Source organism: Streptomyces sp. NPDC111507, assembly GCF_055638955.1.
The window spans coordinates 1-23,575 of sequence record NZ_JBVKBU010000038.1 but is presented as its reverse complement, the minus strand read 5'-3'; the positions used below and the strand labels follow the sequence as shown (position 1 = coordinate 23,575).

The 23,575-nt window shown below is 70.5% G+C and carries 25 protein-coding genes; 10 read left to right on the top strand and 15 right to left on the bottom strand.

The annotated features are described in order from the left end of the window. From ACZ7M2_RS51890 to ACZ7M2_RS51880, 3 genes are all read right to left on the bottom strand, one after another. On the bottom strand, window positions 1–312 hold a 312-nt coding region (locus ACZ7M2_RS51890; RefSeq protein WP_471601283.1), incomplete at its 3' end, for a hypothetical protein. A 105-nt stretch (window positions 313–417) separates the two neighbouring features. Continuing rightward, entirely contained in the window at window positions 418–1,155 is a 738-nt protein-coding gene (locus tag ACZ7M2_RS51885; protein ID WP_352052190.1) for a DUF4118 domain-containing protein, read from the bottom strand. 82 nt (window positions 1,156–1,237) lie between these two features. Continuing rightward, window positions 1,238–3,778, bottom strand: coding sequence for a sensor histidine kinase (locus ACZ7M2_RS51880; protein WP_471601282.1), 2,541 nt, complete (start codon window positions 3,776–3,778; stop codon window positions 1,238–1,240). Between the two features lie 357 nt (window positions 3,779–4,135). Between ACZ7M2_RS51880 and ACZ7M2_RS51875 the strand changes: the two genes are divergently transcribed. Further along, the gene (locus ACZ7M2_RS51875; RefSeq protein WP_471601281.1) at window positions 4,136–4,588 is read left to right on the top strand and encodes a DUF6153 family protein; all 453 of its coding nucleotides are present in this window, start codon (window positions 4,136–4,138) and stop codon (window positions 4,586–4,588) included. Between the two features lie 92 nt (window positions 4,589–4,680). Then, a complete protein-coding gene (locus tag ACZ7M2_RS51870; protein WP_471601280.1) occupies window positions 4,681–5,346 on the top strand; it encodes a DUF305 domain-containing protein in 666 nt (221 codons plus the stop codon). Window positions 5,347–5,503: 157 nt separating this feature from the next. Here the strand turns inward: ACZ7M2_RS51870 and ACZ7M2_RS51865 are convergent, their stop codons facing one another. Together ACZ7M2_RS51865 and ACZ7M2_RS51860 are read right to left on the bottom strand one after the other, a co-directional pair. Next, window positions 5,504–6,193: a DUF2218 domain-containing protein gene (locus tag ACZ7M2_RS51865; RefSeq protein WP_471601279.1), complete on the bottom strand. Its 690-nt coding sequence runs from the start codon at window positions 6,191–6,193 to the stop codon at window positions 5,504–5,506. Between the two features lie 88 nt (window positions 6,194–6,281). Further along, on the bottom strand, window positions 6,282–7,712 hold the full coding sequence (locus ACZ7M2_RS51860; protein WP_471601278.1) for an MFS transporter: 1,431 nt from the start codon (window positions 7,710–7,712) through the stop codon (window positions 6,282–6,284). A 142-nt stretch (window positions 7,713–7,854) separates the two neighbouring features. Between ACZ7M2_RS51860 and ACZ7M2_RS51855 the strand changes: the two genes are divergently transcribed. After that, window positions 7,855–8,508 carry a TetR/AcrR family transcriptional regulator gene (locus tag ACZ7M2_RS51855; RefSeq protein ID WP_471601277.1) on the top strand — a complete coding sequence of 218 codons (654 nt, stop codon included), beginning with the start codon at window positions 7,855–7,857 and terminating at the stop codon, window positions 8,506–8,508. A gap of 22 nt (window positions 8,509–8,530) precedes the next feature. Continuing rightward, a complete protein-coding gene (locus tag ACZ7M2_RS51850) occupies window positions 8,531–8,956 on the top strand; it encodes a GNAT family N-acetyltransferase (protein ID WP_471601276.1) in 426 nt (141 codons plus the stop codon). Between the two features lie 163 nt (window positions 8,957–9,119). Here the strand turns inward: ACZ7M2_RS51850 and ACZ7M2_RS51845 are convergent, their stop codons facing one another. After that, window positions 9,120–10,178, bottom strand: coding sequence for an ABC transporter permease (locus ACZ7M2_RS51845; protein ID WP_471601275.1), 1,059 nt, complete (start codon window positions 10,176–10,178; stop codon window positions 9,120–9,122). A 94-nt stretch (window positions 10,179–10,272) separates the two neighbouring features. Here ACZ7M2_RS51845 and ACZ7M2_RS51840 point away from each other — a divergent pair, with 94 nt between their 5' ends. The 3 genes from ACZ7M2_RS51840 (at window position 10,273) to ACZ7M2_RS51830 (ending at window position 12,240) form a co-directional block, all read left to right on the top strand. Continuing rightward, window positions 10,273–10,725 (top strand): MarR family winged helix-turn-helix transcriptional regulator, encoded by a 453-nt coding sequence (locus ACZ7M2_RS51840; RefSeq protein ID WP_471601274.1) that lies wholly within the window; start codon window positions 10,273–10,275, stop codon window positions 10,723–10,725. Between the two features lie 220 nt (window positions 10,726–10,945). Further along, entirely contained in the window at window positions 10,946–11,155 is a 210-nt protein-coding gene (locus ACZ7M2_RS51835; protein WP_471601273.1) for a hypothetical protein, read from the top strand. A gap of 110 nt (window positions 11,156–11,265) precedes the next feature. Further along, on the top strand, window positions 11,266–12,240 hold the full coding sequence (locus ACZ7M2_RS51830; protein WP_471601272.1) for an NAD(P)-dependent alcohol dehydrogenase: 975 nt from the start codon (window positions 11,266–11,268) through the stop codon (window positions 12,238–12,240). A gap of 159 nt (window positions 12,241–12,399) precedes the next feature. Here ACZ7M2_RS51830 and ACZ7M2_RS51825 read toward each other — a convergent pair whose 3' ends face one another. Together ACZ7M2_RS51825 and ACZ7M2_RS51820 are read right to left on the bottom strand one after the other, a co-directional pair. After that, a complete protein-coding gene (locus tag ACZ7M2_RS51825; RefSeq protein ID WP_471601271.1) occupies window positions 12,400–12,771 on the bottom strand; it encodes a hypothetical protein in 372 nt (123 codons plus the stop codon). A 798-nt stretch (window positions 12,772–13,569) separates the two neighbouring features. Further along, window positions 13,570–14,124, bottom strand: coding sequence for a hypothetical protein (locus ACZ7M2_RS51820; protein ID WP_471601270.1), 555 nt, complete (start codon window positions 14,122–14,124; stop codon window positions 13,570–13,572). A 1,311-nt stretch (window positions 14,125–15,435) separates the two neighbouring features. Between ACZ7M2_RS51820 and ACZ7M2_RS51815 the strand changes: the two genes are divergently transcribed. Together ACZ7M2_RS51815 and ACZ7M2_RS51810 are read left to right on the top strand one after the other, a co-directional pair. Next, the gene (locus ACZ7M2_RS51815) at window positions 15,436–15,558 is read left to right on the top strand and encodes a hypothetical protein (RefSeq protein ID WP_471601269.1); all 123 of its coding nucleotides are present in this window, start codon (window positions 15,436–15,438) and stop codon (window positions 15,556–15,558) included. A 50-nt stretch (window positions 15,559–15,608) separates the two neighbouring features. Next, window positions 15,609–16,661 (top strand): M12 family metallopeptidase, encoded by a 1,053-nt coding sequence (locus ACZ7M2_RS51810; RefSeq protein WP_471601268.1) that lies wholly within the window; start codon window positions 15,609–15,611, stop codon window positions 16,659–16,661. Between the two features lie 131 nt (window positions 16,662–16,792). On the opposite strand, the gene ACZ7M2_RS51805 is transcribed toward ACZ7M2_RS51810, so the two are convergent. The 6 genes from ACZ7M2_RS51805 to ACZ7M2_RS51780 form a co-directional block, all read right to left on the bottom strand. After that, window positions 16,793–17,368, bottom strand: a complete 576-nt coding sequence (locus ACZ7M2_RS51805) for a hypothetical protein (protein ID WP_471601267.1) — start codon at window positions 17,366–17,368, stop codon at window positions 16,793–16,795. Beyond that, complete coding sequence (locus ACZ7M2_RS51800) at window positions 17,365–18,762, bottom strand: hypothetical protein (RefSeq protein WP_471601266.1); 1,398 nt, start codon at window positions 18,760–18,762, stop codon at window positions 17,365–17,367. Before ACZ7M2_RS51800 ends, ACZ7M2_RS51805 begins: the two co-directional genes overlap by 4 nt. Next, a complete protein-coding gene (locus ACZ7M2_RS51795) occupies window positions 18,759–19,592 on the bottom strand; it encodes an ABC transporter ATP-binding protein (protein ID WP_471601265.1) in 834 nt (277 codons plus the stop codon). Before ACZ7M2_RS51795 ends, ACZ7M2_RS51800 begins: the two co-directional genes overlap by 4 nt. Next, window positions 19,589–20,407 (bottom strand): zf-HC2 domain-containing protein, encoded by an 819-nt coding sequence (locus ACZ7M2_RS51790; RefSeq protein ID WP_471601264.1) that lies wholly within the window; start codon window positions 20,405–20,407, stop codon window positions 19,589–19,591. Before ACZ7M2_RS51790 ends, ACZ7M2_RS51795 begins: the two co-directional genes overlap by 4 nt. Next, a complete protein-coding gene (locus ACZ7M2_RS51785; protein ID WP_471601263.1) occupies window positions 20,404–20,964 on the bottom strand; it encodes an RNA polymerase sigma factor in 561 nt (186 codons plus the stop codon). Before ACZ7M2_RS51785 ends, ACZ7M2_RS51790 begins: the two co-directional genes overlap by 4 nt. Window positions 20,965–21,153: 189 nt before the next feature. Next, window positions 21,154–21,849: an alpha/beta fold hydrolase gene (locus ACZ7M2_RS51780; RefSeq protein WP_471601262.1), complete on the bottom strand. Its 696-nt coding sequence runs from the start codon at window positions 21,847–21,849 to the stop codon at window positions 21,154–21,156. A 76-nt stretch (window positions 21,850–21,925) separates the two neighbouring features. On the opposite strand from ACZ7M2_RS51780, the gene ACZ7M2_RS51775 reads away from it, so the two are divergent. Further along, window positions 21,926–22,483, top strand: a complete 558-nt coding sequence (locus ACZ7M2_RS51775; RefSeq protein ID WP_471601261.1) for a TetR/AcrR family transcriptional regulator — start codon at window positions 21,926–21,928, stop codon at window positions 22,481–22,483. 31 nt (window positions 22,484–22,514) lie between these two features. Here ACZ7M2_RS51775 and ACZ7M2_RS51770 read toward each other — a convergent pair whose 3' ends face one another. Further along, window positions 22,515–23,378 carry an LLM class F420-dependent oxidoreductase gene (locus ACZ7M2_RS51770; protein WP_471601260.1) on the bottom strand — a complete coding sequence of 288 codons (864 nt, stop codon included), beginning with the start codon at window positions 23,376–23,378 and terminating at the stop codon, window positions 22,515–22,517. Window positions 23,379–23,575 lie beyond the last annotated feature (197 nt).

Here is a 23,575-nt window from a genome sequence, read left to right as displayed (position 1 = left end):
CCTCCACCTCCTGGAGGTCGCCCTCACCGCTCCCCGGCCGGACGCCGGATCACCCAGCGGCGATCCGGCTTCCCCTGCCCCGCTCCGCGGGAAACCGGATTCCTCCCCGGCCTGAAGGCCAGGGCATCCTCCGGGAATCCCGGTGAAGCCGTGGCCGTGCGCGCCCGCCGCCGCCAGCACCAGGACGATGGCCTCGGGCCCGTACGCCACCGAGGCCATCGCGTCCAGCGACAGGGCGGCCAGACCCGTGAGTGCGGTGAGGCGATGCGCGGGTGCGCCCAGGTTCTGTCCGTCCCCGATTGCTTCGATCATTCCTTGTGCCTTCTTCGCGTCGAAGCCCCGGACCTTGACGACCGTGTGCACCGCACGACTCCCGCGCGGCTCCAGCTCGGCTGCGCTCAGTGACTCTGCGGGTACCTACCGCCCGGCCGTGTCGAGGGCTGCGCCCGTCTGGTCGGCGAGGGTGACCGCCACCAGACGGGCCTGGAGCGGCGGTACGGGGCCCGGGCCGGGGGTGAGCATGAAGCGGCCCAGGTAGTGGCCGTTGCCGTAGGTGCGCAGTTCGATCTCGCCGTCCGGCCAGCCGCAGGCGTCGACGTCCCGGCGCCGGTGGCCGACCGCGACGTTTCCGTCCTGCTCGAGCCGGGGCGGCTGCCCCAGCAGGGTGCCGTACTCGTAGCGGCAGCCGCGCAGGCCGAGCAGCTCGGTGAGCTGACCGCGGACGTGGTCGACCACGGTGTCGGAGGACTTGGCTGACTGGGCGAGCTCGGCGGTCTCGTGGACGCGGGCGAGATAGTCCGCCTCCGTCACCGTGATGACCTCCAGGCGGCGGGCCCGGGCCGCGAGCTGGGACACGATCACGCCGACGACGAGCAGCAGCACCGCCGTCTCGATGTCGGCCGAGGTATGGATGTCGAACGTCTCGTACGGGCGGGTGAGGAAGAAGTCGAACCAGGCCGCCGCGGACAGTGCCGCAAGCGCCCCCGCCGTGCGGCTGCCGAGGGCGGCGACCGCGACCACCACCACGACCAGGATCAGCGCCGCGTTCGTACGCGACAGATCCGTGCGGAAGGGCACCAGGACGAGCGCCACCAAGAAGGGGCCCACCAGGCCCGCCACCAGGGCGAGCCGGTCCCGGAGCGAATAGCCGGTCATCACACCGTCACCTCCTGCGGTTGCCACGGCGACCTCGGGCCCGAGCCCTGGTACGCCGCTTTCACGACTCGTACGCCCCCGCTCATACGCCGCCTCCTACGCTCTGCGTATCACTGGGAAGATCGACCCGCTCGGCGAAGGGCAGCGACAGCACCATCGTCAGACCGCCGCCGGGAGTGTCCTCCGGGGTGAGGGTGCCGTCCATCGCCTCGGTCAGCCCCCGGGACAGGGCCAGGCCAAGGCCGAGGCCCGTGGTGTTGTCGGTGTCGCCGAGGCGCTGGAAGGGCTCGAAGAGCCGGTCGTGGGCGGGGGTGCCGCCCTGCTCGGGCGCAGCCGAGAGCTTGAGGGACGGCGGCAGGCCGGGGCCGCGGTCGACGACACGGACTTCGACGCGGCCCGCGTGTGTGCTCGCGGTCAGCAGCACCTTGCGGTCCGCGGGGCTGTGGCGGGCCGCGTTGCCGACGAGGTTGGCGATCACGCGTTCCAGAAGCGGCGGATCGGCCAGCACGGCCGGGATCTCCTCCAGGTCCCCGACCACCACCTCGGGGGTGTCCGCGAGCGCCGCCGGAAGGACCTCCTCCAGTGTGGTGGCCCGCAGGTTCAGCGTGAGCGCGCCCGCCTGAAGGCGGCTGAGGTCGAGGAGGTTCTCGACCAGGCGGTTGAGCTTGGCCATGGACTCGTCCGCGGTCGCGAGAAGTTCGTCCCGGTCCTCGTCGGAGAAGTCGACATCCCGGCTGCGCAGCGAGGAGACCGCGGCCCAGCCCGCCGCGAGAGGCGTGCGCAGGTCGTGGCCGACCGCGCGCAGCAGCGCCGTACGCATCCGGTCGGCGGCCCTGACCGGTTCGACCTCGGCGGCGGCCTCCGCGAGCCTGGCGCGTTCGACGGCGGATCCCACGTGGGCGGCGAAGGCGGCGAGCACGCGCCGCTCGGAGGAGGGCAGGGGGCGCCCGCGCAGGACGAGGAAGGCGCCGGGGCCCGCGGGCACGACCGTCGCGTCGTTGCCTACGGGCGGCTCGTCGACCAGTTCCGCCGAGTCCATGCCGAAGGTCTCGCGTGTGCGTTCCACCAGCGCCGGGATCGTGGCGCCGCCCCGCACGATGCTGCCGGCGAGCGAGGACATGGTCTCGGCCTCGGCGGTGGCGCGGGCCGAGCGCCGCGACAGGCGCAGGGACCGGTCGACGACACCGGCGACCACGGCGGCGACCACCGCGAAGACCGCCAGGGCCAGCAGCGCGTTGGGATCGTCGAGCGTGAACTGCCCGACGGGCGGGATGAACCAGTAGTTGAGCAGCAAGGACGCCGTCACCGAGGCGATCACCGCCGAGACGACCCCTCCTATGCAGGCCACGCCCACCACGGTGAGCAGAAACAGGAGCGCCTCGCTGGTGAGGTTGAGTCTGTCGCGGGCCGTGTCCGGATTCAGCAGGAAGGTGAGCGCCACGGGCAGCAGCAGCCCGGCGACCGGGCCCGCGATCCGGCGCGCGGTCGACAGGGTGCGCCGCCGCGAGGGCAGCAGCGTGCCGCGTCCGGCGCGCTCGTGCGTGACCGTGTGGATGTCGATGTCGCCGGAGAGTTCGACGACCGTCTCGCCGGTGCCTCGTCCCGTGAGGAAACGCTCGATGCGGCCGCGGCGGCTGGTACCGAGGACGAGTTGGGTGGCGTTCTCGGCGCGGGCGAAGTCGACAAGGGCGGACGGCACGTCGTCGCCGACGACCGAGTGGTAGCTCCCGCCCAGGTCCTCGACCAGCCGCCGCTGCCGGGCGAGTGAGGCGTGCGAGGTGCCGGTGGCGAGACCGTCGCTGCGGGTCACATGCACGGCGAGCAGGTCACCGCCCGCCGACCGGTCGGCGATCCGGGCGGCCCGCCGGATGAGGGTGCCCCCCTCGGGCCCGCCGGTGAGGGCGACCACGACCCGCTCCCGGATCTCCCACACCCCGCCGATGCCGTGCTCCGAGCGGTACGACTGCAGTGCCTCGTCGACCCGGTCGGCCACCCACAGCAGGGCCAGTTGGCGCAGCGCGGTCAGATTGCCGGGCCGGAAGTAGTCGGCCAGGGCCGCGTCGATCTTCTCGGGGGCGTAGATGTTGCCGTGCGCCATCCGACGACGCAGTCCCTCCGGCGTGATGTCGACGAACTCGATCTGCTGCGCCCGTCGTACGACCTCGTCGGGCACCGTCTCGCGCTGCGGCATCCGCGTGATCTTCTCGACGACGTCGTTGAGGGACTCCAGATGCTGGATGTTGAGGGCCGTGATGACGTCGATCCCGGCGGCGAGCAGTTCCTCGACGTCCTGCCCACGTTTGGCGTTGCGGCCGTCGCCGGGGACGTTGGTGTGGGCCAGCTCGTCGACGATCGCGATCTGCGGCCGGCGCTCGAGGACCGCGGCGAGGTCCATCTCCTCGAACTCCCCGCCGCGGTGGGCGCAGCGGGCACGCGGTACGACCTCCAGACCGTCGAGCAGTGCCTCCGTGCCCGGGCGGCCGTAGCACTCCACAAACCCCACCACCACGTCGGCGCCGCGTGCCGCCCGGCGGCGCGCCTCGTCGAGCATGCGGTAGGTCTTGCCGACCCCCGGGGCCGCCCCCAGATAGACCTTCAGCCGACCGGGCCGTACGTCACCCACGGCGGTCCGTACCTCACCCCCGCCGGTCCGCACATCACTCATCTCGGTCGGTCCGTCATTCATCGCAGCCGACGCGCTCCGCTCACTGAAGATCAACTCTCCGACGGGAAGGGGTACTTCCCCCCACCGAAGCCCCTCCGTGAGTCGTCCGGCACGACCCTTGACGCATCCTTGGCGCCGGTCACGTGGACGTTGACACCGCCTTGACGTGCCCTGGCCCGACCGGGTGAAGGACGCCCCGCCGTCCGGAACCCTGCCCCCACGACGGCACACCCCACTCCCTTTCGATATGGTCGGAAAGCCAGTCGATACTGTCGGACAGCCGGTCCGCAGCGATCACAGACGGAGACTGCCGACGTGCACGTGAACCGATACGTACGGGCGGGAGGGGCCTACGGGCACCTGCTGCTCGTCGTCGTTCTCGCGCTGGGCGTGTTCGTCATGCACACCGTGGGACACCCCGACCAGCCGCCCGGCGACGGCATGAGCCCCGCGGCCCAGGTCTCGACAATGTCCACGGTGGTGGCCGCCCACGACCCCATGGGGGCTCCGGCATCACCGGAGCGGGGCAGCGCCGCGCACTCCACGCACACGTCCTCCAAGGACAGACCGGCCATGGCGATGGACATGGTCTCGCTGTGCGTGGCGGTGATGTTCGGTGCGTGGGTACTCACCGCACTGCTGAGGAAGGCCCTCGCCCGCCGTCCGGACTGGCTGGCGAAGCTCCTCGCCCAGGCGCCCGTCATGCTGCGGCCCAATCCCCCACCCCGCGGCCCTGATCTCACCGAGTTGTCGGTCCTGCGGCTGTAGGCCGAACCGCCCTCGCGGACGCGCACCACGCGCGCTCCCGCGACGACGCGTACGCCCACACAGCCAGAACCAACACACGAGGTGAGTTCACGATGACTGCCTTCACACGCGCCTTTCACGGCAAACACCTCCACCGCAAGCCCGTCCGCCGTATCGCGGCCGTCGGCGTCGTAGCCGCGGGGGCCCTGATGCTCTCCGCCTGCGGCAGCGACGGCGACGGCGCGAGCGGCATGAGCGGCATGGACCACGGCGGCAGCAAGAGCTCGGCCACAGCGACGGCGGCCGCCGAGGCCGGTGACGCCGACCAGGCGGACGTCACGTTCGCGCAGATGATGATCCCCCACCACGAGCAGGCCGTGGCGATGGCCGAACTGGCCGACGGCCGCGCTTCCGACGCGGAGATCAAGGACCTGGCCGCGAAGATCGAGAAGGCTCAGGATCCCGAGATCAAGACCATGACGGGCTGGCTCAAGTCCTGGGGCAAGCCCACCGCCACGGGCGACACGCCCGGGATGGACATGGGCGGCGACGGCATGATGTCCGACAAGGACATGAAGGAACTCAAGGCCATGCAGGGCAAGGAGTTCGACAAGATGTTCGCCCAGATGATGATCGACCACCACGACGGCGCGATCGCCATGGCGAAGACCGAGCAGAAGAGCGGCCGGCACGCCGACGCCAAGAAGATGGCCGACGCCATCGTCACGGGCCAGTCCGCCGAGGTCAAGCAACTCCGGAGCATCCTCGACCGGCTCTGATCCGCGGTACCCGTTGACCGTTCCGGGCTCCCTCGGCCGCCGAGGGGCGCCTGGAGCGGTCACGCCCCGCCCTGGCGTCACCGCCGTCGGGGCCGGGCACGTCCTGCTTCCACCCCACCCTGACCAGCAGCCGGATCACGTGGCGCCGACGCGGGTGTCAGCCGCCCTTGGATGCCCTACCGATGGATGCCCTGCCGAGGCGGACGGCGAAGCGGCCCAGGCCGATGCGTACGGTGATCTTCACCAGGACAACGGCCAGGACGAGGCTCGCCACCCAGCCGGTCCACCGCCAGTGGGCGAACAGGACCGCGCCCGGCCCGAGGTGCACGGCAACGGTCAGTACGCCGACCGCCGCGACAGCCGTCGTCCTGGCGGCCCATCGACGCCTGGTGACTCCCCCGCCGGTCGCGGAAACCGCCCCCGCGCTCGTGGAAGCCGCACCACGGGCCGGGCTGCCGGAAACAGCCGTCGAGGCCTGGCCACCTCGCCACTCCACCTTCAACCGCTCGCGCCTCCCGAACCTCTCGACATGCCCGCCCACGAGTTCCTGGAGCCGCCGCAGGTTCTCCTCGTCGGCGGCCTCCACCCGCACCGCCAGCGCCCCCGGGCGAGCCAGCAGCGCACACCGCCCCCAGGGAAGAACGACGGTCCCCTCGGACTCGGACCACTCGACCTCGGCCTGGGCGGCCACCTCCCGCGTCTCCTTGAGCGCCGCCGCGTCGCCGTCACCGTCGTGAGCGCCCGGCCGATGCCCCAGGTGTCGGCCCTTGTTGTCGAAGTGCTTGCAGAGTTGGACGAGGTACCGACTCGGACGCCCGGTCTCGACGCGGGCTTCGGCACTGACCATGAACTTCCCTTCGCTGTGCGCGGAGCCGTCGACCGGCCGCCCAGGAGCCGTCGGCCGGCTCGCTGCATGGTGCTGCCGCGCGGGCGCTTCAGTGCACATGCGGACCGCCGGTCGTCCGTGGCCTGCCGCGCGGTACGAGGAACAGGGCGACGCCCGCGCTCACGGCGGCCACGACGGCGCTGAGCGTGAACGCGTCCGTGAATCCGTCGATCGCGCCGTGCTCGACGCCCGCGGCGGCGACGGTGGACAGGACGGCCACGCCGATCGAACCCCCCACCTCGTGGAAGGTGTTGACGACGCCCGAGGCGAGCCCGGCCTCCTCGTGGGCGACCATGGCAAGCGCCGTGGTGGTGGCGGTGACGAAGACCGCCCCGAGGCCGAGTGAGGCGACGGCGAGGCCCGGCAGCAGGCCGGCGTACACGCTGCCGTCGTGCGACAGCCGGGTCAGCGGCGCGGTGCCCGCCGCCGCGATCAGCATGCCTCCCACGGCGGTCGCCCTGCTGCCGATCCGGCCGACCAGCCGGGATCCGAGGTGGGCGCCGACGGCGGTGGCGACGGCCACGGGCAGGAACACGAGGCCGGTCCCGAGCGGGCTGAAGCCGCGTACGTGCTGCAGGTAGACCGAGCCGAGGAAGAAGAACGCGATCAGCAGCGCGGTGGCGATCAGCAGCAGGAACGCGCCCGCGACCACGGGACGGCGGGTGAGCATGCGGAGGTCCATCAGCGGAGCGCCGCCGACCCGTTCGGCCGCGGCGAACGCCCCGTACAGCACGACCGCGGCGAGCAGCGACAGGAGTGTGGCGGCTCCGCTCCAGCCCGTGTCGCCCGCCTTGACCAGGCCGTAGATGAGCGACCCGGTGCCCGCGGTGACCAGCAGCGCGCCCGGTAGATCGAGCCGGGCCGGCCGCGGCGGACGGGCCGGGAGCAGGCCCGGCAGCGTGACGAGGGCGAGGACACCGACGGGCACGTTGATGTAGAAGACCCACTGCCAGCCGGGCCCGTCGGTCAGCGCCCCGCCCAGCAGCACTCCGATGGCGGATCCGGCGCCGCCGACGGCGGCCCAGACGCCGAGTGCCTTGTTGCGTTCCGCGCCGTGGAAGCAGGCGGTGACGATCGAGAGGGCGGCCGGGGAGAGCAGGGCGGCTCCGATGCCCTGGGACATCCGCCCGCCGAGCAGCATGGGCGCGCCCGTGGCGAGCCCGGTGACCAGGGACGCGGCGGTGAACAGCGCGATCCCGGCGAGGACGGTGCGATGGGCGCCGAACACGTCGGCGAGGCGCCCGCCGAGCAGCATCAGCCCGCCGAAGCACAGGGTGTACGAGGTCACCACCCAGGTCAGCGCCTGCCTGCCGAGGTCGAGGTCGGAGGCCATGTCGGGCAGGGCGACGTTCACGACGGTGACGTCCAGGATGAGCATGAACTGGGCCAGGCAGAGCAGGACGAGCATCAGCCAGCGGCGCGGGTCGGCCGGGGGGTGCGAAGCGGACGCGTGGTGCGCGTCAGCGGTGCTGTGCGTCACGACGACTCCTCCAAGCGTGCGATACGGAAGGGGGAAGTGCGGCCGGGCCACGACGAGCTCGGTACGAGCCCGGCCAAGTGAACTGTACGGCTCAGTTCATATGAACTCAACCGTTCAGTTCACATGTAGGTAGACTCGTCGCATGAGCACGAAGGACGTCAAGCGGCCCCCCGCCGGACCGCGCGCCGAGGCCAAGCGACTGGCCATCCTCAAAGCGGCCCGCGAGCTCTTCCTGCGTGAGGGCTTCGACGTGAGTGTCGATCTCATCGCCGCCGAGGCGGGCGTGTCCAAGGTGACGGTCTACAACCACTTCGGCAGCAAGGAAGCCCTGTTCATCGGGGTCGTCAAGGACTCGCTCGACGCCCCGCTCGGCGGCACCCTCGCCGGCGCCGTCGCCCGCCTCGCCGACTCGGACGACCTGCGTCAGTCGCTCATCGCCGCCGCCCGCGCCTGGGTGGCCGGAATCCGCGCCGACCCGGAGATCCTCGCGTTGCGGAACGTCGTCGCCCGCGAACTGCACCGCTTCCCCGAACTCGGCAGGGGCTGGCACGACGCCGGACCCGAGCGCCACCACCCCGCCGTCGCGGGAGCACTCCGGCAACTGGTCGCACAGGGCCGGCTCGACGTCCCCGACATCGAGGTGGCCGTGCTCCAGCTCTACTCCCTGCTGGTCTTCCCCTACCTGGTCTTCAGTGCCTACGGCACCGACATCGACGACGATCTCACCGACCGTCTGATCACGGGTGGGGCCGACATGTTCCTGGGCCACTACGCCCCGCGTCACACCGAGCCGTAACCGAGCCGTAAGGGGAACCGCCTTGCCCGATCCCAGCGCATACGAGGTCCGCCCCGGCGTCCCGTCGGTGGCGGACTACCGCCGGCTCCGCACCCACTCCGGCCTCAGCGACAAGTCCGCCGAGGGCGCGGCGGTGGGGCTGGCCCACACCTGGTACGGGGTGGTGGCCGTCCACGATGGCGATCCGATCGGCATGGGCCGCATCATCGGTGACGGAGGATGCTTCTTCCAGATCGTCGACATCTGCGTCCTGCCCGAGCACCAGGGCCGTGGACTCGGCCGCCGCATCATGCAGGCCCTGAACGACGAGTTGGAACGCCGCGCACCGGCTCTCTCGTACGTCTCCCTCATCGCCGACGGCGACGCCCACCATCTCTACCGGAAGTTCGGGTTCACCGACAGGGCGCCCAAGTCCATCGGGATGGCCCGCTTCATCCGGGCCGACTGAAGGGCACCGCCGTCCGGCGCCGTCCCGGAACCCTCGGCCGGTGGCCCCGCTCTTCGTACGGCAGGCTCATCGATCCTGACGTGTCGCGCAGCCGAGTCCCGGCTGCGCGCCCCACGCATCCCGTCACCGTCACCGCCACGGCCGGGTGCGGAAGCGTCCCCTGTCAGGCCGCCGCGGGCTGGGGCTCGACCATGTCCGGCACGCGGCTCACGGCCTCGCGTCGGAAGACGTCCTTGAGGTAGAGCACGGCGGCAGCGCCCAGCACCCACAGCGGGAGGATCACCAGGGCGCGGGCCAGGCCGTCATCCTGGAATCGGGAGAGCCCCTGCATGGCGCGGACGCCGACCCCGACGGGCAGGATCTCGGACAGCGGGCGCAGCCAGGCGGGGAGGTAGGCGGCGGGCATGATGCCGCCGCTGCTGCTGTTGCCGAGGATCAGCAGCAGGATCGAGGCGAGACTGACGCCGGCCGAGCCGAACAGGCGCAGCAGCACCATGGTCGTGGCGCCGACCGCGGCGCCCATCAGCGCGACGACGAGGGCGAGGGGCAGGAAGGGGCCGGGCAGGGCGCCGAAGCCGGTGCTTCCGGCGATGACGGAGACCAGTACGCCGCCGGCCACGCCGAACAGCGCCAGGCTGGCCATCCGCCAGCGGTACTGGAGGCGGGGGGCGAGCTGGTAGGTGGTCATACCGAAGAGGTATCCCGCCAGTACCAGGCCGAACGCCGCGTAGAAGACCGACAGCCCCCGGGTGTCCCCCGCCGACGCCGGGGCGACGTCCTCGACGGAGAGGCGGTGGTGTTCCGCGCGGGCCACGGAGCCGAACGCGGTGGTCACGGTGCCGGTGACGGCGGCTCCGTTGGCACTGCCATAGAGCAGATCCCCCTTGCCGAGGTAGGCCGCGTAGACAGACCGGTCCTGGACGGCACGCCGGGCGGCGGATTCGTCGGGGTAGGTCTCCAGGGTGAAGCCGTCCGGGACGGCGCGTGCCAGGTCCTGGCGCAGGCTTGCCTGATGGGTGCCGATCTCCGTGGTACCCACCCGCAGCTCGTGGGGGCGCGGCGCGTGGAAGGCGGCGAGGTAGACGCTGACGAACACGGTGCCGATCAGCAGGACGACCGCCACGGGCACCAGGACGGCGCGCGGGGTCCCGGGGCGCGGCGGCGCATGGGCCACGTCCAGGGCGTGCTTGTGGTGCTGTCGGGTGGAGGCGTGCTGGGACATCAGAGGCAGGATCCTCGAAGGATAGGAAGAATAGAAGTCAGCTGATAATCTGTTGTACACCACAATCAGCTGCCTTACAAAAGGGGTCCGCCACGTGAAACATCCCGACCGGCGTACGGGCTATGTGGCCTGGCAGATCGGCCAGATCATGGCGACCCGGATCGAGCGCAGCCTGCGCCCCTTCCAGCTGACCCGCGCCCAGAACAGCGCCCTGGTGCAGGCCGCCTTCGACCCGGGCGTCACCAGCGCGACCGCCGCGCGCCGGGCGGCGATCACCCCCCAGTCCATGGGAACCGCCGTCAACGGGCTGGTCGAGCGGGGGCTCCTGGAACGGCGGACCGCTCCCGGCGACAGACGCACTCACCGTTTGCACGCCACCGAGGCCGGCCTGCGGCTCGCGGCCGAGGCCGGCGCCGCCGTGGACGCCGCCCACGCCGAAGCCCTGGAAGTACTCACACCGACGGAGCAGGAACAGGCCCACTCACTGCTCCTGAAACTCCTGGCGTCACTGAACCCGGCGGCCATGGACGTCGACAGCGCACCCTGAGGAGCCACCGAGCCGAGCAGGTCGCTCTCCCCCTGTACAGCGAGCCCGATCGCACGCGGACGTTCGACGCCCCGCTCGTCCGGGGACATCAGCCCGCCGGGTGATCCCCTCTCAGGCGCACGTCGTCGACCCGCCAGCGGAAGTCGGTTGACGGCAGTGGCGCCCAGGATGTGTGGGGGCAGGCGCAGTTCGTCACGAACGTGGCGTCGGGATCCACCAGATGCCCGAACCCCCGCATCAGCCGGACATGTTGCTGTGCGCGTACGCCCTGGACGCGGACCTCGCCTGGGAGTTCGCCGACGTCATCGACAAGACCGGAACAGTCGCTGTCACCTTGGTGGCCTTCAGGTCACCACAGCGGCTACGTTCAGCAATGGTCCCGGGACACAAGACCAGCCCCCGTCGCCACCTGGTTCTGTGCGTCACCTAGGGATTCGCCCCGATGCCCGCACCGAGGTCGCTCGCCTACCGTCATGAGTACTGCTGAACTTCCGGTCAGCCGATCCCATCCACATCGAACTCGTATGCCGTGGAGGCCCGATGAAGGCGATCGCCCAGGACCGGTACGGCTCACCTGACGTCTTGGAACTCAGGGAGGTCGACAAGCCGGTCGTCGCCGACCATGACGTACTGGTTCGAGTCCACGCGGCCGCGGTCAACGCCCGCGACTGGCACCTCATGCGGGGCGACCCGTACCTGGCGCGCCTGGTGCTCGGGTTGAGCCGCCCAAAGACGAAGATCCGGGGCACGGACTTCGCGGGTCGGGTGGAAGCGGTGGGCAGGAACGTGAAGCGGTTCCGTCCCGGTGACGAGGTATTCGGTGAAGTCGACGGGGCATTTGCCGAGTACGTGTGTGCCCAGGACAACGTGGTGGAGCCGAAACCAGCCGGCCTGTCGTTCGAGCAGGCGGCCGCGGTGCCGCTGGCGGGGAACACCGCACTGATGGGCCTGCGCGACCTGGGACAGGTACAGCCGGGACAGCAGGTACTGGTCAATGGTGCGTCAGGTGGTGTAGGCACCTTCGCCGTACAGATCGCCAAAGCGTTCGGCGCGGAAGTGACCGGCGTGTGCAGTACGAGAAACACAGAACTGATCCGGTCGATGGGCGCGGATCACCTCATCGACTACACCCGGGAAGACTTCACCCGGAACGGACGGCGGTACGACGTCGTGTTCGACCTGGTGGGGAACCATTCGCTGACCGAGTGCCGCCGCGCCCTGACACCCACGGGGAGGCTCGTTCTCTCCGGTGGGGGCGTATCCGAAGGCGGGAGTCTTATCGGGCCGATGGGTCTCATCCTCAAGGGGCAAGTGATGTCTCACTTTGTCCACCAGCGGCTGCTCATCCTCACGGCGACGCCGAGCAAGGAAAACTTGGCAGCGCTGAGAGAACTCGCCGAGTCTGGGAAACTCACCCCAGTCATCGACCGGACCTACCCGCTGAGTGAAGTACCCGAGGCCATTCGGTACCTCGAAGTGGAGCACGCGCGCTCGAAGGTCGTCATCACCGTGTGACGGCCCGCTGAGGCCCAGCATGTAGCCGAGCCCACCCCCTCTTCCTCACTCCTCCCGATACCTGGACCGGTCAGCGGACAGCCATGCGACAGGTACGCATCGAGCGCGGATGTCCGTGCTTCCACAACAACTCGAATGCGCCCCCGGACGGTGGATGAGCTACCGGTTGAGGGTGACCGAGTTGTAGGGCGTCAGGTTGAAGCTTCCGATTTCCTGCACCTTGAGCGCCACGTGGCAGCCAACGCCGTTGTAGCCGGTGCACAGGCTCATGCTGGCGCCGCCGTACTGGTTGTTGAAGACGTAATGGTCGCCATACTGATTGCTCAGGTTGTGGGCGCCGTAGCTCCAGTACACGTTGGTCGGGTGGGGGTCGAGGTACGGGTTGCGGTCCTGGCCCCAGATACAGACGGCCCCGTACGGGCAACCATTCCAGTCGCCTTCAGCGGGCTTCGCCTCCGCCGCGCCGCACATCGCCACGACGGCGGTCGCCGCGGTCGCCAACGCGGCGACCCCGCGCAAGATTTTGCGCACGTCATTCCCCCTATGTCTGAACCGGTCGACGGAAAGGACATAACTATCGGCTGCGCGCCGCCGCTTTGACCATCGTTTCGACGGTGCCCGAAAGGGGTTTAGGTCGGCAATGCCGTAGGAGGAAGGTCGCGAAGTCGCAGGCCGGGCAACGCACTGTCCTCCAGCCGACGGGTGAGCAACGGCGCAGGCCTACTGGCTGGAGACGACGCTACGGGCGGCATCAGCGTGAGGGGACGGGAAGAAGGTGGGCGGGCGCAAGCGGCACGTCGTGGTGGACTGCCTGGGACTGCCGCTGGTCGTGATGGTCACTGCGGCCGGTGCTGTCCGGCATGCAGGCGTGCCCTCCGTTCCTCGGACGGAGTGTCTGCCGTCCGGTCGCCTGCTGGCCCCGGCCCGCCCTCTCGAGATTGTCTCGTGCACCGAGCTCCAGCGCCTCCAGTGTCTCGCCGACGGCCCAACCGGCTCATCGCGACAACCGGCTCTCAGGGCCGTGTCCCTCATCAGCTGGAAACCCCGACGCCACTCACCCAAGTGGCGGTACCGCCACCCCTTGCAGACAGTAAGAGATATGAACCGTCACCGACGCTCATCCCGTCGAGCCCCTTGGATCGCGGGCGGTGCCGCCGTGCTGGTCGCCGGTGGCATCGGCGTCGGCGTGTGGGCGACAGTGACGCCCGACCATGAAGCCGCTCGGCCCACGCCGTCGCACGTAACACTGCCCACGTCTACACGCACCCCGAAGCCCAAGCCGACACCCACGGCTCATCCCCGCCCATCGGCACCCTCGAGCAACCGGCCTCAGCCGACGCCCCACCAGACGGCGACGGCCCCCACGTCCGGGCCGAAACCGAAGCCACCAGCAACACGGCTCCCCATGCCCAAACCGTCGGCAACAGCAGTGCCGAAGCCCACGCCGAAACCGCCTGCACCGTCCCTGCCCAAGCCCACCCCCACGCCCTCGCCCACCTCCACGCAGCCTCCATCACCCAAACCACCGACAACAGCAACAGCAACAGCAAAGCCCACACCCACACTGGGCGCGCCGCTCCCGCCCGGGCCCACACCGATACGGCCTTCTGCGCCCAAGCCGCCGACGACAACACCGAAGCCGGCACCAACGCCGCCTACGCCCAAGTCCACGCCACCCCCGCCGCCGTCGCCGTCGCCCGTGCCGCCGTCGCCGTCCGTGTCGCCCGTGCCGCCGTCGCCGTCCGTGTCGCCCGTGCCGCCGTCGCCGTCCGTGTCGCCCGCGTCGTCCCCGCCGCCTGTGCCGCCTGTGCCGCCCGTGCCATCGGTATCGCCCCCGCCCCCCGTGCCGCCGTCGCCGTCACCCTCGCCGACACGGTGGTACACGAGCGCGGCAGCGACGGCCGCTGCTCAGCGCATGGCCGCCGCAGGAGTAGTCGGCAATCCTGCCTGTTCACTGGCGGCCGTCGGCGAGCCGGACCCGGCGCAGCTTCCAACGGGCCTCACATCGGTCGGCACTGGGCAGGCCGGCAACTACTGGTGCCTGATCTGGTAGCGCCCTTGGGTCCGGACCGCTCGAGTCGGCGTTCTCGCGCGGCTGGCGCCTCACGCAGCAGGACAATCGACCGCGCTGCTCCGACTGACCTGTCTGGGCGTGGTGAACGCGTCGCCACGCTGCGCCTGCTGCCGATGAGGGATCGTGACAACGGCGCGAAAATCCTCGCCCCGCGCCATCGGACCGCGGTGCTGGAGCGCCAACTCGGCGCAGGAAAGGTGCGGTTCACTCCGAGCGACCGGACGTTCCCGGCGGCGCTGCTGTGCCCGCTGCCCTTGGACGTCGCGCGGAGGTGGCGGCTGCTGGTGCGCCCGGACACGGTGCTGCGTCGGCACCGCGACCCGGTCAGACGTCGGTACGCGCAGACGTCCAGGCCGAAGCGCCCAGGCCGGCCGCGCACCGGGCGCTCCTCGCACCTGAGCGGACTTCCCCCACGCTCCCAGGCCGAGGCCCTGCTGCCGTGCGACTTCTTCGAAACGGTCACATCGCCTGGGGCACGGAGAGAGATGCGGGGATCGAGGTCGTGCTCGGCGGCCTCGGGATGCCGCGGATGAACTCACTCAAGGAGAAGCGGGTGCACACCTGCCGCCGCGAGATGCTGAACCGGACCTTGATCTGGAACCAGCGCCATCTGCTCCACGCGCTGCGGGAGTTCGAAAGCTTCCACAACGGCCGTCGGCGACATCCGGACAGCCCTGAATGGGATCGTGTGAAAGTTCCATCAAACCGCCGGAGCCCGAAAACCCGTGGTGAACGCGGTTCCCCGGGATGCACAACAGCGAAATCTGGAGCAGCATCGAATCAGGGGCATTGGTTCGACCGGGATTCGCCGACTGTAATCACCCGTCGAACGTTTCAGAATCCTACGCCAGGTCAGGAATGGCCTTTCAACGGTCAATAGCTCTCGACCCGGCCGCGTACCGGGAAATGCCGGCATCAGCAGAAACGATGGGGTGTTTCGCTATGTCCAACAATCAACCGACGAGTGTCCCGGCACCGCTCCAGAGCTTCGAGCCAGCTGTCGAACCGCTCCAGGAGGCAACGGAGAAGGACGTCTGGAGCGGGCCCGACTCGACAGTCCATGAAGACGGGAGCCCGGCGGCCGTGACGCCAATGCCGCGGCGGCGCAGCCGCCTCCCGTCGTGTCGTACCCGTTCGACTCCTGCCTGGGTATCGACTCGACCGGTGCCTGGAAGACGGTGACGATGCGCCAGCACGACCAGTACGCCTGTCCCGATGGCGTGAACGTGAACGTGGACGCGTGAGCCCCCGCCCCTCGCCCCCCGCCACAAGCAACTAAGTCAGGAACATCACCATGACTGCTCAGCAGGAAAAGGACGCTCAGCGGTACTGCGCCCAACCTCCGCAGAGAATACCCGTGCTGCCCTCGGACCTCAGTCTTCCGCGGACCAGGGCGATACTGGCCAATCATGCGAAGTGGGTGAACGGCACTCAACTGCGCTACAGCTTCCTCGACGGCGCCGACGACGGTGTGCCGAAGGCGTGGTTGACCGAGGTCCACAACGGTTTCGAGGAGTGGGAGCGTCTTGGCATCGGATTGCAGTTCCGTCCCGAGGACAGCCCTGCGGACTCGGAGATCCGGATCGCCTTTGCCGACGACGGATCCTGGTCGTACGTCGGCACGGACTGTCTCGGCATCAGCGCCGAAGAAGCCACGATGAACTTCGGGTGGGACCCGACGTCGCCCTACGGGAAGGCCACGGTCAGGCACGAGATAGGGCATGCGATCGGTTTCTGCCATGAGCACCAGAATCCGTTCGCCGGCATCGAGTGGGACGAGGAGAAGGTCTACGCGTACATGGCCGGTTCGCCCAATTTCTGGCCACCGGAGACGACCTACCAAAACATCATCCGCAAACTTTCCACGGACCAGGTGAGCGGTTCACAGTGGGACGTAAAGTCGATCATGGAATACGGGTTCGGGCCCGGCCTGATCAAGCGACCGGAGGCTTATCAGAACGGCATTCCTTCCCCGCTCAAACTGTCCGATCAGGACAAAGAGTACGTGAACACGTGGTATCCGCCGCTCGCTCCTCACATGGACGAGTTGAAGCCGTTCCAATCGGCTGTCCTCAGCCTCGGCTCAGGAAAGCAGGCCGATTATGAGGTGATCCCGGAGAAGAGCCAGAAGTACCAGTTCAGCACCTTCGGGGACGCCGATGTGAAGATGGTCCTCTTCGAGGAAGCCGACGGTGAGAACCTGCACTACGTCACCGGCGAGGACGACAGCGGCGCGGACCGCAACGGCCGCTTCGAGGTCAAACTCTTCAAGCAACGCCGGTATGTCCTCCGTGTCCGGATGTACTCCACGTGGGGTTCCGGGAACGCGTCGGTCATGTACTGGTGACCGTCAGCCGATCGGCGAGTGCGGGGGCGCCAGTGCGACTCTGCAGTCGCCCGTCATCCAGCCGTGGGTAGCCCGGCGGTGCCCGCCCCACCCCGCCCCCCGCACGTGGGCGGACACCGCTGACCGATCGGTCACCATCTCGGTCCCGCGACGGCGTAGGCCGCGGTGCCGGCCACCGAGAGGACCAGGGCCGTCCAGGTGCCCGCTGCCGTGCCGGGCGGCAGCAGCATCCAGCTCGCCACCCGCATCGGCGCACTCGTCGGGGGCGGGGCAAAGAACGAGAACGAGAGCCAGGCGAACGGCAGCGTCCAGGCGTACTGGCCGCCCGAGAGCGCCGCGCCCAGGGCGACCAGTCCCATCAGGCCCGCGCTGTCCCGGACGACGAACGCGGTAGCGGCCATGTCCTCGCCCATCGCCTGCACTGTCAGCAGCACCGCGCCCACGACCGCGCCGCAGAGCAGCACGTGTGCCGCCCTGCGGGGCACCCAGCGGATCGCGGCCGTCCGGTCCAGCGCGAGGTCCTGCCCGCTGAGCCCGATCGAGGCCGCCATCGCCCCCGTAGCGAGGGCGAGCACGGGCAGCCGCGGATCACCGATCACCCCGCTGCCGTCCCGGGCGAGTGCCCACACCGCCACCGCGCTGATCACCACCGCGGCGAGCGACGCGGGTACCTGACGCGAGCGCGCGTACAGCGTCAGCCATCTCACCGGGACGCACCGCCTTTCAGCGCGGCGAACGCGTCGCCCTTGCAGGAGAGCGCGGCGGCGCGCATCGCGTTGATCCGCGAGAGCTGCTCGGCCCTTGGCAGCGCCTTGAGTTTCTTCCACACCGGGCGGGTCTCGGCGTCGACCTCGCGGCGCATACTCGCTGACCAGGTGCCGGGAAGCGGTCCGAGGTCCCCGAGGACCCAGCCCACCGCGACGGTCTGCGCGAATTCATCTCCTCCGAAACTGCTCCAGCCGACGGGGGCGCACCCTGGCACCATGCCTTTGGCGATCAGGGCCCAGGTCAGCTCCTCGCCCTTCGCGGCGGCGATGATGTCGTCGTCGAAGTCGAAGAGCACGGTCTTGCGGGACCACTGCCGTGTGGAGCCTTGCGGCAGTACGGCGGTGTTCTCCCGGACCGAGACCGGCGCCTGGCTGCCCAGGGCCCCGTGCAGCAGGCGCAGCGCCTCCTTGCCGGGACCGGCGAGGTCGGCGAGTCGTGCCTGCTGCGTCTTCGTCACGCACACCGGGCCGTCGCACACCAGCTCCGCGGCGGCCTGGTCGACGACGTACATCCGGCGCGGGTCGGAGGGGAGGACGAGCAGAGCGATCACCGCGCCCGCCAGGACGGGCGTCAGGGCGAGCATCCGGGCGCGCGGGGTCGCGGCGACCAGCAGCGCGAAGCCGGTCGCGGCCATGGCGAGCAGCCAGATCGTCTGCCCGACGTGAACGGAGGCGGAGAGCGTGACGAGTGTGTCGCGCACCTCGCCCACCGCCGGTGACAGCAGGGAGACCTGGTTCGGCTCCGTGCTCGAGAGTCCCGTCGCCGTGGTCGTCTCCGTCCGGCCCAACGACATCTGCATGAGGGCTGTGAACACGAAGGCGCCCATGGCCAGCGCGGGCGGGGTGAGCACGGACGGCAGGGCCCGCCCGGCCCCCATGCCCAGCACGGCCCCCGCGACGAGAGAGAGTGCCCCTACCAGCGAGATCGGCAGCCACCCGAGGTGGGTGTACTCGGTGTGGGCGACCACCTGGACCGCGCCCACGAGGACGAGAAGCGCGAAGGCCGAGGTCAGCGTGATCGCCGTCGCGCCGGCCAGCGTGGCCGCACGGTGCCGGGCGGGCCGCGGCGTGCTCGTCAGCAGCTCGGACATCTTCGAGCGGTGGTCGCGCAGGCCCTGCAGCGCCCCGAGCCCCACGGCCAGCGGCCACAGGTAGAACAACAGGGAGCGGGTCCCCAGGGCCATGGACGTCCACTGGGCTGTCCACGCCGTGGTGCCCGTCCACCACGATCCGGGAATCAGGTACAGGAACGCCAGCGCCGGCGCCAGGACCATCGCGCCGGCCCACGGGGCGACGGAGCGCTTCAGCTCGATACGCAGGACGCGGACGTTCACCAGGTGCCCCTTCCCTGCTCCGGGTTGAGCAGCAGCGCCGAGTAGCCGCGCTCCAGGGGGCTGTCCCCCACGTGCTCGGGGCCGCCCACCGAGGCCAGCTCGTCCGGAGGGCCCTGGAAGACCAGCCGCCCCTCGGCGATGAGCACCACGTCGGTGCAGGCGGCGGCGACGTCCTCCACCAGATGGGTCGAGACGACCACGCAGGTGTCCGTACCCAACTCCTGCAGCAGCTCGCGGAAACGCAGCCGCTGCGCCGGGTCCAGGCCGACCGTCGGCTCGTCCAGGAGCAGGATCGTCGGGTCGTTGACGATGGCCTGGGCGATGCCGGCCCTGCGCACCATGCCGCCCGACAGGGCCTTCATCCTCTCGTCGGCGCGGTCCGCCAGACCCACTCTCTCCACGGCGCGCTGCACGGCGGCGGGGATGTCCGCCTTGGGCACCTCCTTCAGCCACGCCATGTACTCGACGAACTCGCGCACCGTGAAGCGCTTGTAGTAGCCAAACTCCTGCGGCAGGTAGCCGATACGGCGGCGCAGCGCACGATGCTCACCCATGCCGCCCGCGGACTCGCCGAGCAGCTCCAGGGTGCCCTCGGTGGGGCGCAGTACGGTGGCCAGCGTCCGGATGAGGGTGGTCTTGCCCGCCCCGTTGGGGCCGAGGAGGCCGTGCACGCCGGTGCCCAGCGACAGGTCGAGCCCGTCGACGGCCATCCGGTTCCTGCCGACCTTGACCTTCAGCCCGGTGGCCTGGATCTGCCAGGCGTAGGCCGTCGGTGCGATGTCGGCCGCGTTTGCCGCGGACATGGTGTGGTGTTCCTTTCCGATGGTCATCGATGAGCTCCCAGCACGGAGTACGCGCCCCTGCGTGCGATCACGACAGCGGTGCCGAGCGCGAGGAGCAGTCCCCACACGGGCAGGCTGCCCGTCTGCAGGGTGAAGGCCGTGCGGCTGGTGGCCAGGGTCGGCGCCAGGACCGCCGCGACCCACACGGCAGCCAGCGCGACAGCGGCGCGGGTCACGCCGACGAGACCGCCGAGCGCCAGGGTCGTCGAGGTGAAGGCAAGACAGGGCAGCAGCCACTGCCCGGCCGTCACACCGGTCGTCCACCCGGCCACCAGCAGCGCGGGGACGACCACGGCGAGCACGGACGCGGTGCGCCGCAGCACCAGGTAAAGCCCCGCCCTCGGCGCGGAGGCCGTCAGCTCGTACGCCGGGTCCAGGCCGCGCGACCACGACGCCGCGACGCCGAGGACGGGCAGGATCGGGGCGAGCAGCAGCACCAGCGACACCTCGCCGAAGCCGGTGTCGACCAGGTCGAGCAGGAGCGCGAGCAGTGTCACGCTCACGACCATGGCCAGCCACGGCACCATCGTGGGCGTCATCCACCTCGACAACCACGCCGACCGGCGCCGTCGGTGCGGCATCGTGGCGGTGGCGGCCAGCTGGGGTTCGAGGTGGGACCACACGGTACCGACCAGCGCCGCCACGGCGGGCACCTCGAAGGTGACGGCGGCCGACAGCCGGTCACGACACACCCCGCACGCCTCCAGATGGGCCTCCAGGGCCCAGACCTCGTCGGCGGCGAGGTCCGTGCCGCCGCGTGCGTAACCGTCGATGATCCGCGTCGACGCGTGTTCCCCGCTCATGCCAGCGCCTTCCGCATCTCGATACGGGCCCGGCGGGCACGGGTCTTGACCGTGCCCTCGGGCAGTCCGAGCAGGACCGCGGTCTCCCGGACGGAAAGCCCGTCGAGCACCATGGCCTGCAGTACCTGTCTGAGTTCTGGCGCGAGGTGCCGCAGCGCGTCGCCGACGTCACCGCCGACGGTCGTCGCGAGTGCCTCCTCCTCGGCGGCGGGCGCCGCGTCGGGGAGAGCGGCGGCCGCCGGCGGCTCGGCGTGGTGGGCTCTGCGCCGGAAGGCGTCCACGAGGCGGCGCGCCGCGATCGTCCACAGCCATCCGGTTGCCGTCCCGCCCGTCGAGGACCCCGCGAACGCCCCCGCCGCGCGCCACACCGCCAGGTACGTCTCCTGCATGACCTCGGCGACGATCTGTTCGTCGGCGCAGCGACGGCGCAGCCGCAAGGCCATCCACGGCGCGGTACGCCGGTACAACTCCTCGAACGCCGCGCGGTCACCCCTCGCCACCAGCCGGACGAGCTGTTCCTCGTCCAGCGCGCGCGGTGCCTTCCTGACTGATCTCACACCGGCTAGACGCCCGAGTCGCGCCGCAGGTTTTCCCCCCGACGTGATCCGCGCCACATGCAGGAAGGCCCGTGGGCTCCATTTCCAGCGAAAGAACAACGCCAAGCGGTTGACCTTGGAGGGCCGCGCGTCAGGGGAGACGGCCCTTGAGGTCCTCGGATCGCCGGCCCGGCTCGTCCGCGGCTGCCGTCACAGGCTCAGCAGCAGGTCCCGGACCGCGGCGGGCTGGGACAGGAACGGGTGGTGGCCGGCGTCGAGTTCGACGACGCTGCCGGCCCGGCGGGCGAACTCGCGCTGCAGGCGCGGCGGGGTGCCCCGGTCCTGAGCGCAGACGAGGTACGTCGAGGGCACCTGCCGCCATGCGGCCGCCCCGACCGACTGCCCGGTCACCTGGACGCTCTGCCGGGCGAGGTGGTCCGCCGCCTGCGCCTGGACCTCGGGGTCGCAGTCCTGCAGGAACGTGTCCACGAGCAGCTCGGGGCGGACCCCGAACGTGCCGGCGTCGGGGTCGACGTCGAGGAACGGGGCGGGGCCGCCGTCCCCGAACTCCGACAGGCTCTGCCCGACCTCGGGCAGGTAGCTGGAAACCAGCAGCAGGTGGCGCACCGACCCGATTCCCGCGGCGGCTTCCGCGGTGACGATGCCGCCGTAGCTGTGGGCGACCACGACGGTCGGCTCGTCGCCGGCCTGCAGCACCTGCCGCACCGCGGCAACATCCTCGGACAGCCCCAGACCGCCGACGCCGCCGGGCAGGCCCGCCTCGCCGCAGCTCGGCAGCGCCGGGGCCACGCTCGACACCCCTCGCTCCTGCAGCAGATCGGCGGTGCGGTGCCACCACCACGACCCGTCCCGCACGCACGCCCCATGCACGAACACGACCCTCATCGCTACCTCCACGGCTGCCTCGACTGCCTTTCGATCAACGGTAGACGTAGCTGCTGTTACGTGAAAAAGTCGCGCCGTGGGCAGACGACCGCAACCGCACATCAAGGAGAGGCTGCTCGATGCCTGCGCTGATCACGCCCTGGCGCACGGCCTCCCCGACCGGCTCGAGCCGCTGGCCACCGCCACCGGCACCTCGGCCCGCATGCTGATTTATCACTTCGGCACCCGCGACGCCCTGCTGCGGGCCGTCCTCGGGCGCGCGCGGCAACGCCAACTCGACACATTCGGCGCCCTCCTGCGGGTGCAACCCGACGAGCCCTACACGGCCACCCTTGATCACGCCTGGACCTCCATCACCGGCCCGGACGGACGGCCGTACCTACGGATGTTCGGTCAGCTGCGCGAGAGCGCGGAGCAGCAGTTGTGGCCCGACTTCCGGCGCACCGCGACGACCGACTGGCTCGGGCCGCTCGAGGACGGCCTGCGCAGCATCGGTCGACCGGATCTCGCGACGCTCGTCCTCGCTGTCATCCGTGGTCTCCTCATGGACCTCGACGCCACCGGCGACACCACCCGCACCGACCGGGCCTTCCGCGACTTCCTCGGCACACTCGAGCACCTGTCCGCCAGCTAGGGCCCGTCCGGCGGATCAAGCCGGACAGGCCCTAGCGGCGCATCCAGGTCTGTGCGATTTCCGCGACCCAGGTGGCCGCCGCCTCGGGAGCGGGTGGAGGTGCGCCGACGACGACGAGTTCGGTGACGCCTGCCGCATCGAGTGCGGGGAGGTGCTCCGGGGTGCCGTCGCTCAGCGCGACGGCGACGGTCAGCTCGTCAAGAGCGCGACCGTGGCGGGCGCACTCGTCGGCGAGAACGGCGATACGTGCCGGGACCTCGGCCGCCGGGACGTTGAAGCCGTACCAGCCATCGGCGAGCCTGGCCGCGCGGCGCAGGGCGGCGTCGCTGTTGCCGCCGACCACGACCGGGAGCCGGCCGCCGCGCAGTGGTTTCGGGTTGACCCGGATCGCGTCGAAGCGGGTGAACTCCCCCGCGAAGGAAGCCGGGTCCTCGGCCCAGAGAGTGCGCATCGCGGCGAGGTACTCCTCGGCCCGCCGCCCGCGACCGGCGAAGGGGACTCCGAGCGCTGCGAACTCCTCGGCCGACCAGCCGACTCCGACACCAAGGCTGAACCGCCCGGCGGAGAGCACGTCGAGTGTGGCGGCCTGTTTGGCGACCACGATCGGATGGTGCTCGGGCAACAGGAGCACGCCGGTGGCGAGTTCGATCCGGCTGGTGACCGCCGCCGCGAAGGTCAGGGCAAGCAGCGGGTCCAGCCAGTCCGCGTCCGCGGGCACGGCGATCCGGCCGTCCACGGAGTAGGGGTAGCGGGAGGCGGACGCATCCACGAGTACCACGTGCTCGCCGCACCAGAGCCTCGCGAAGCCGTGTGTCTCCGCGGCTGCGGCCACCGCGCGGATCACCTCGGGACGGGCACCGTCACCGATACCGAGCGCGTGCAACCCCACTCGCATGCTCCACCTCCGGGCGTCACCTTAAGCGCGCAGCGCAGTCGCCCTCGGGTGACGTGGCGCGCCGCGCGCGAAGGCGGCGGGGTCTGTCGTCCGGACGATTGACATCCTCCCCCAGCTAAAGCAGGGGGATTCCTAGCTCAGGCTGCCTCCGGGAGCAGCGCTCCCAGGGGACTTCCACCATCAGCACTAGCCGGGTT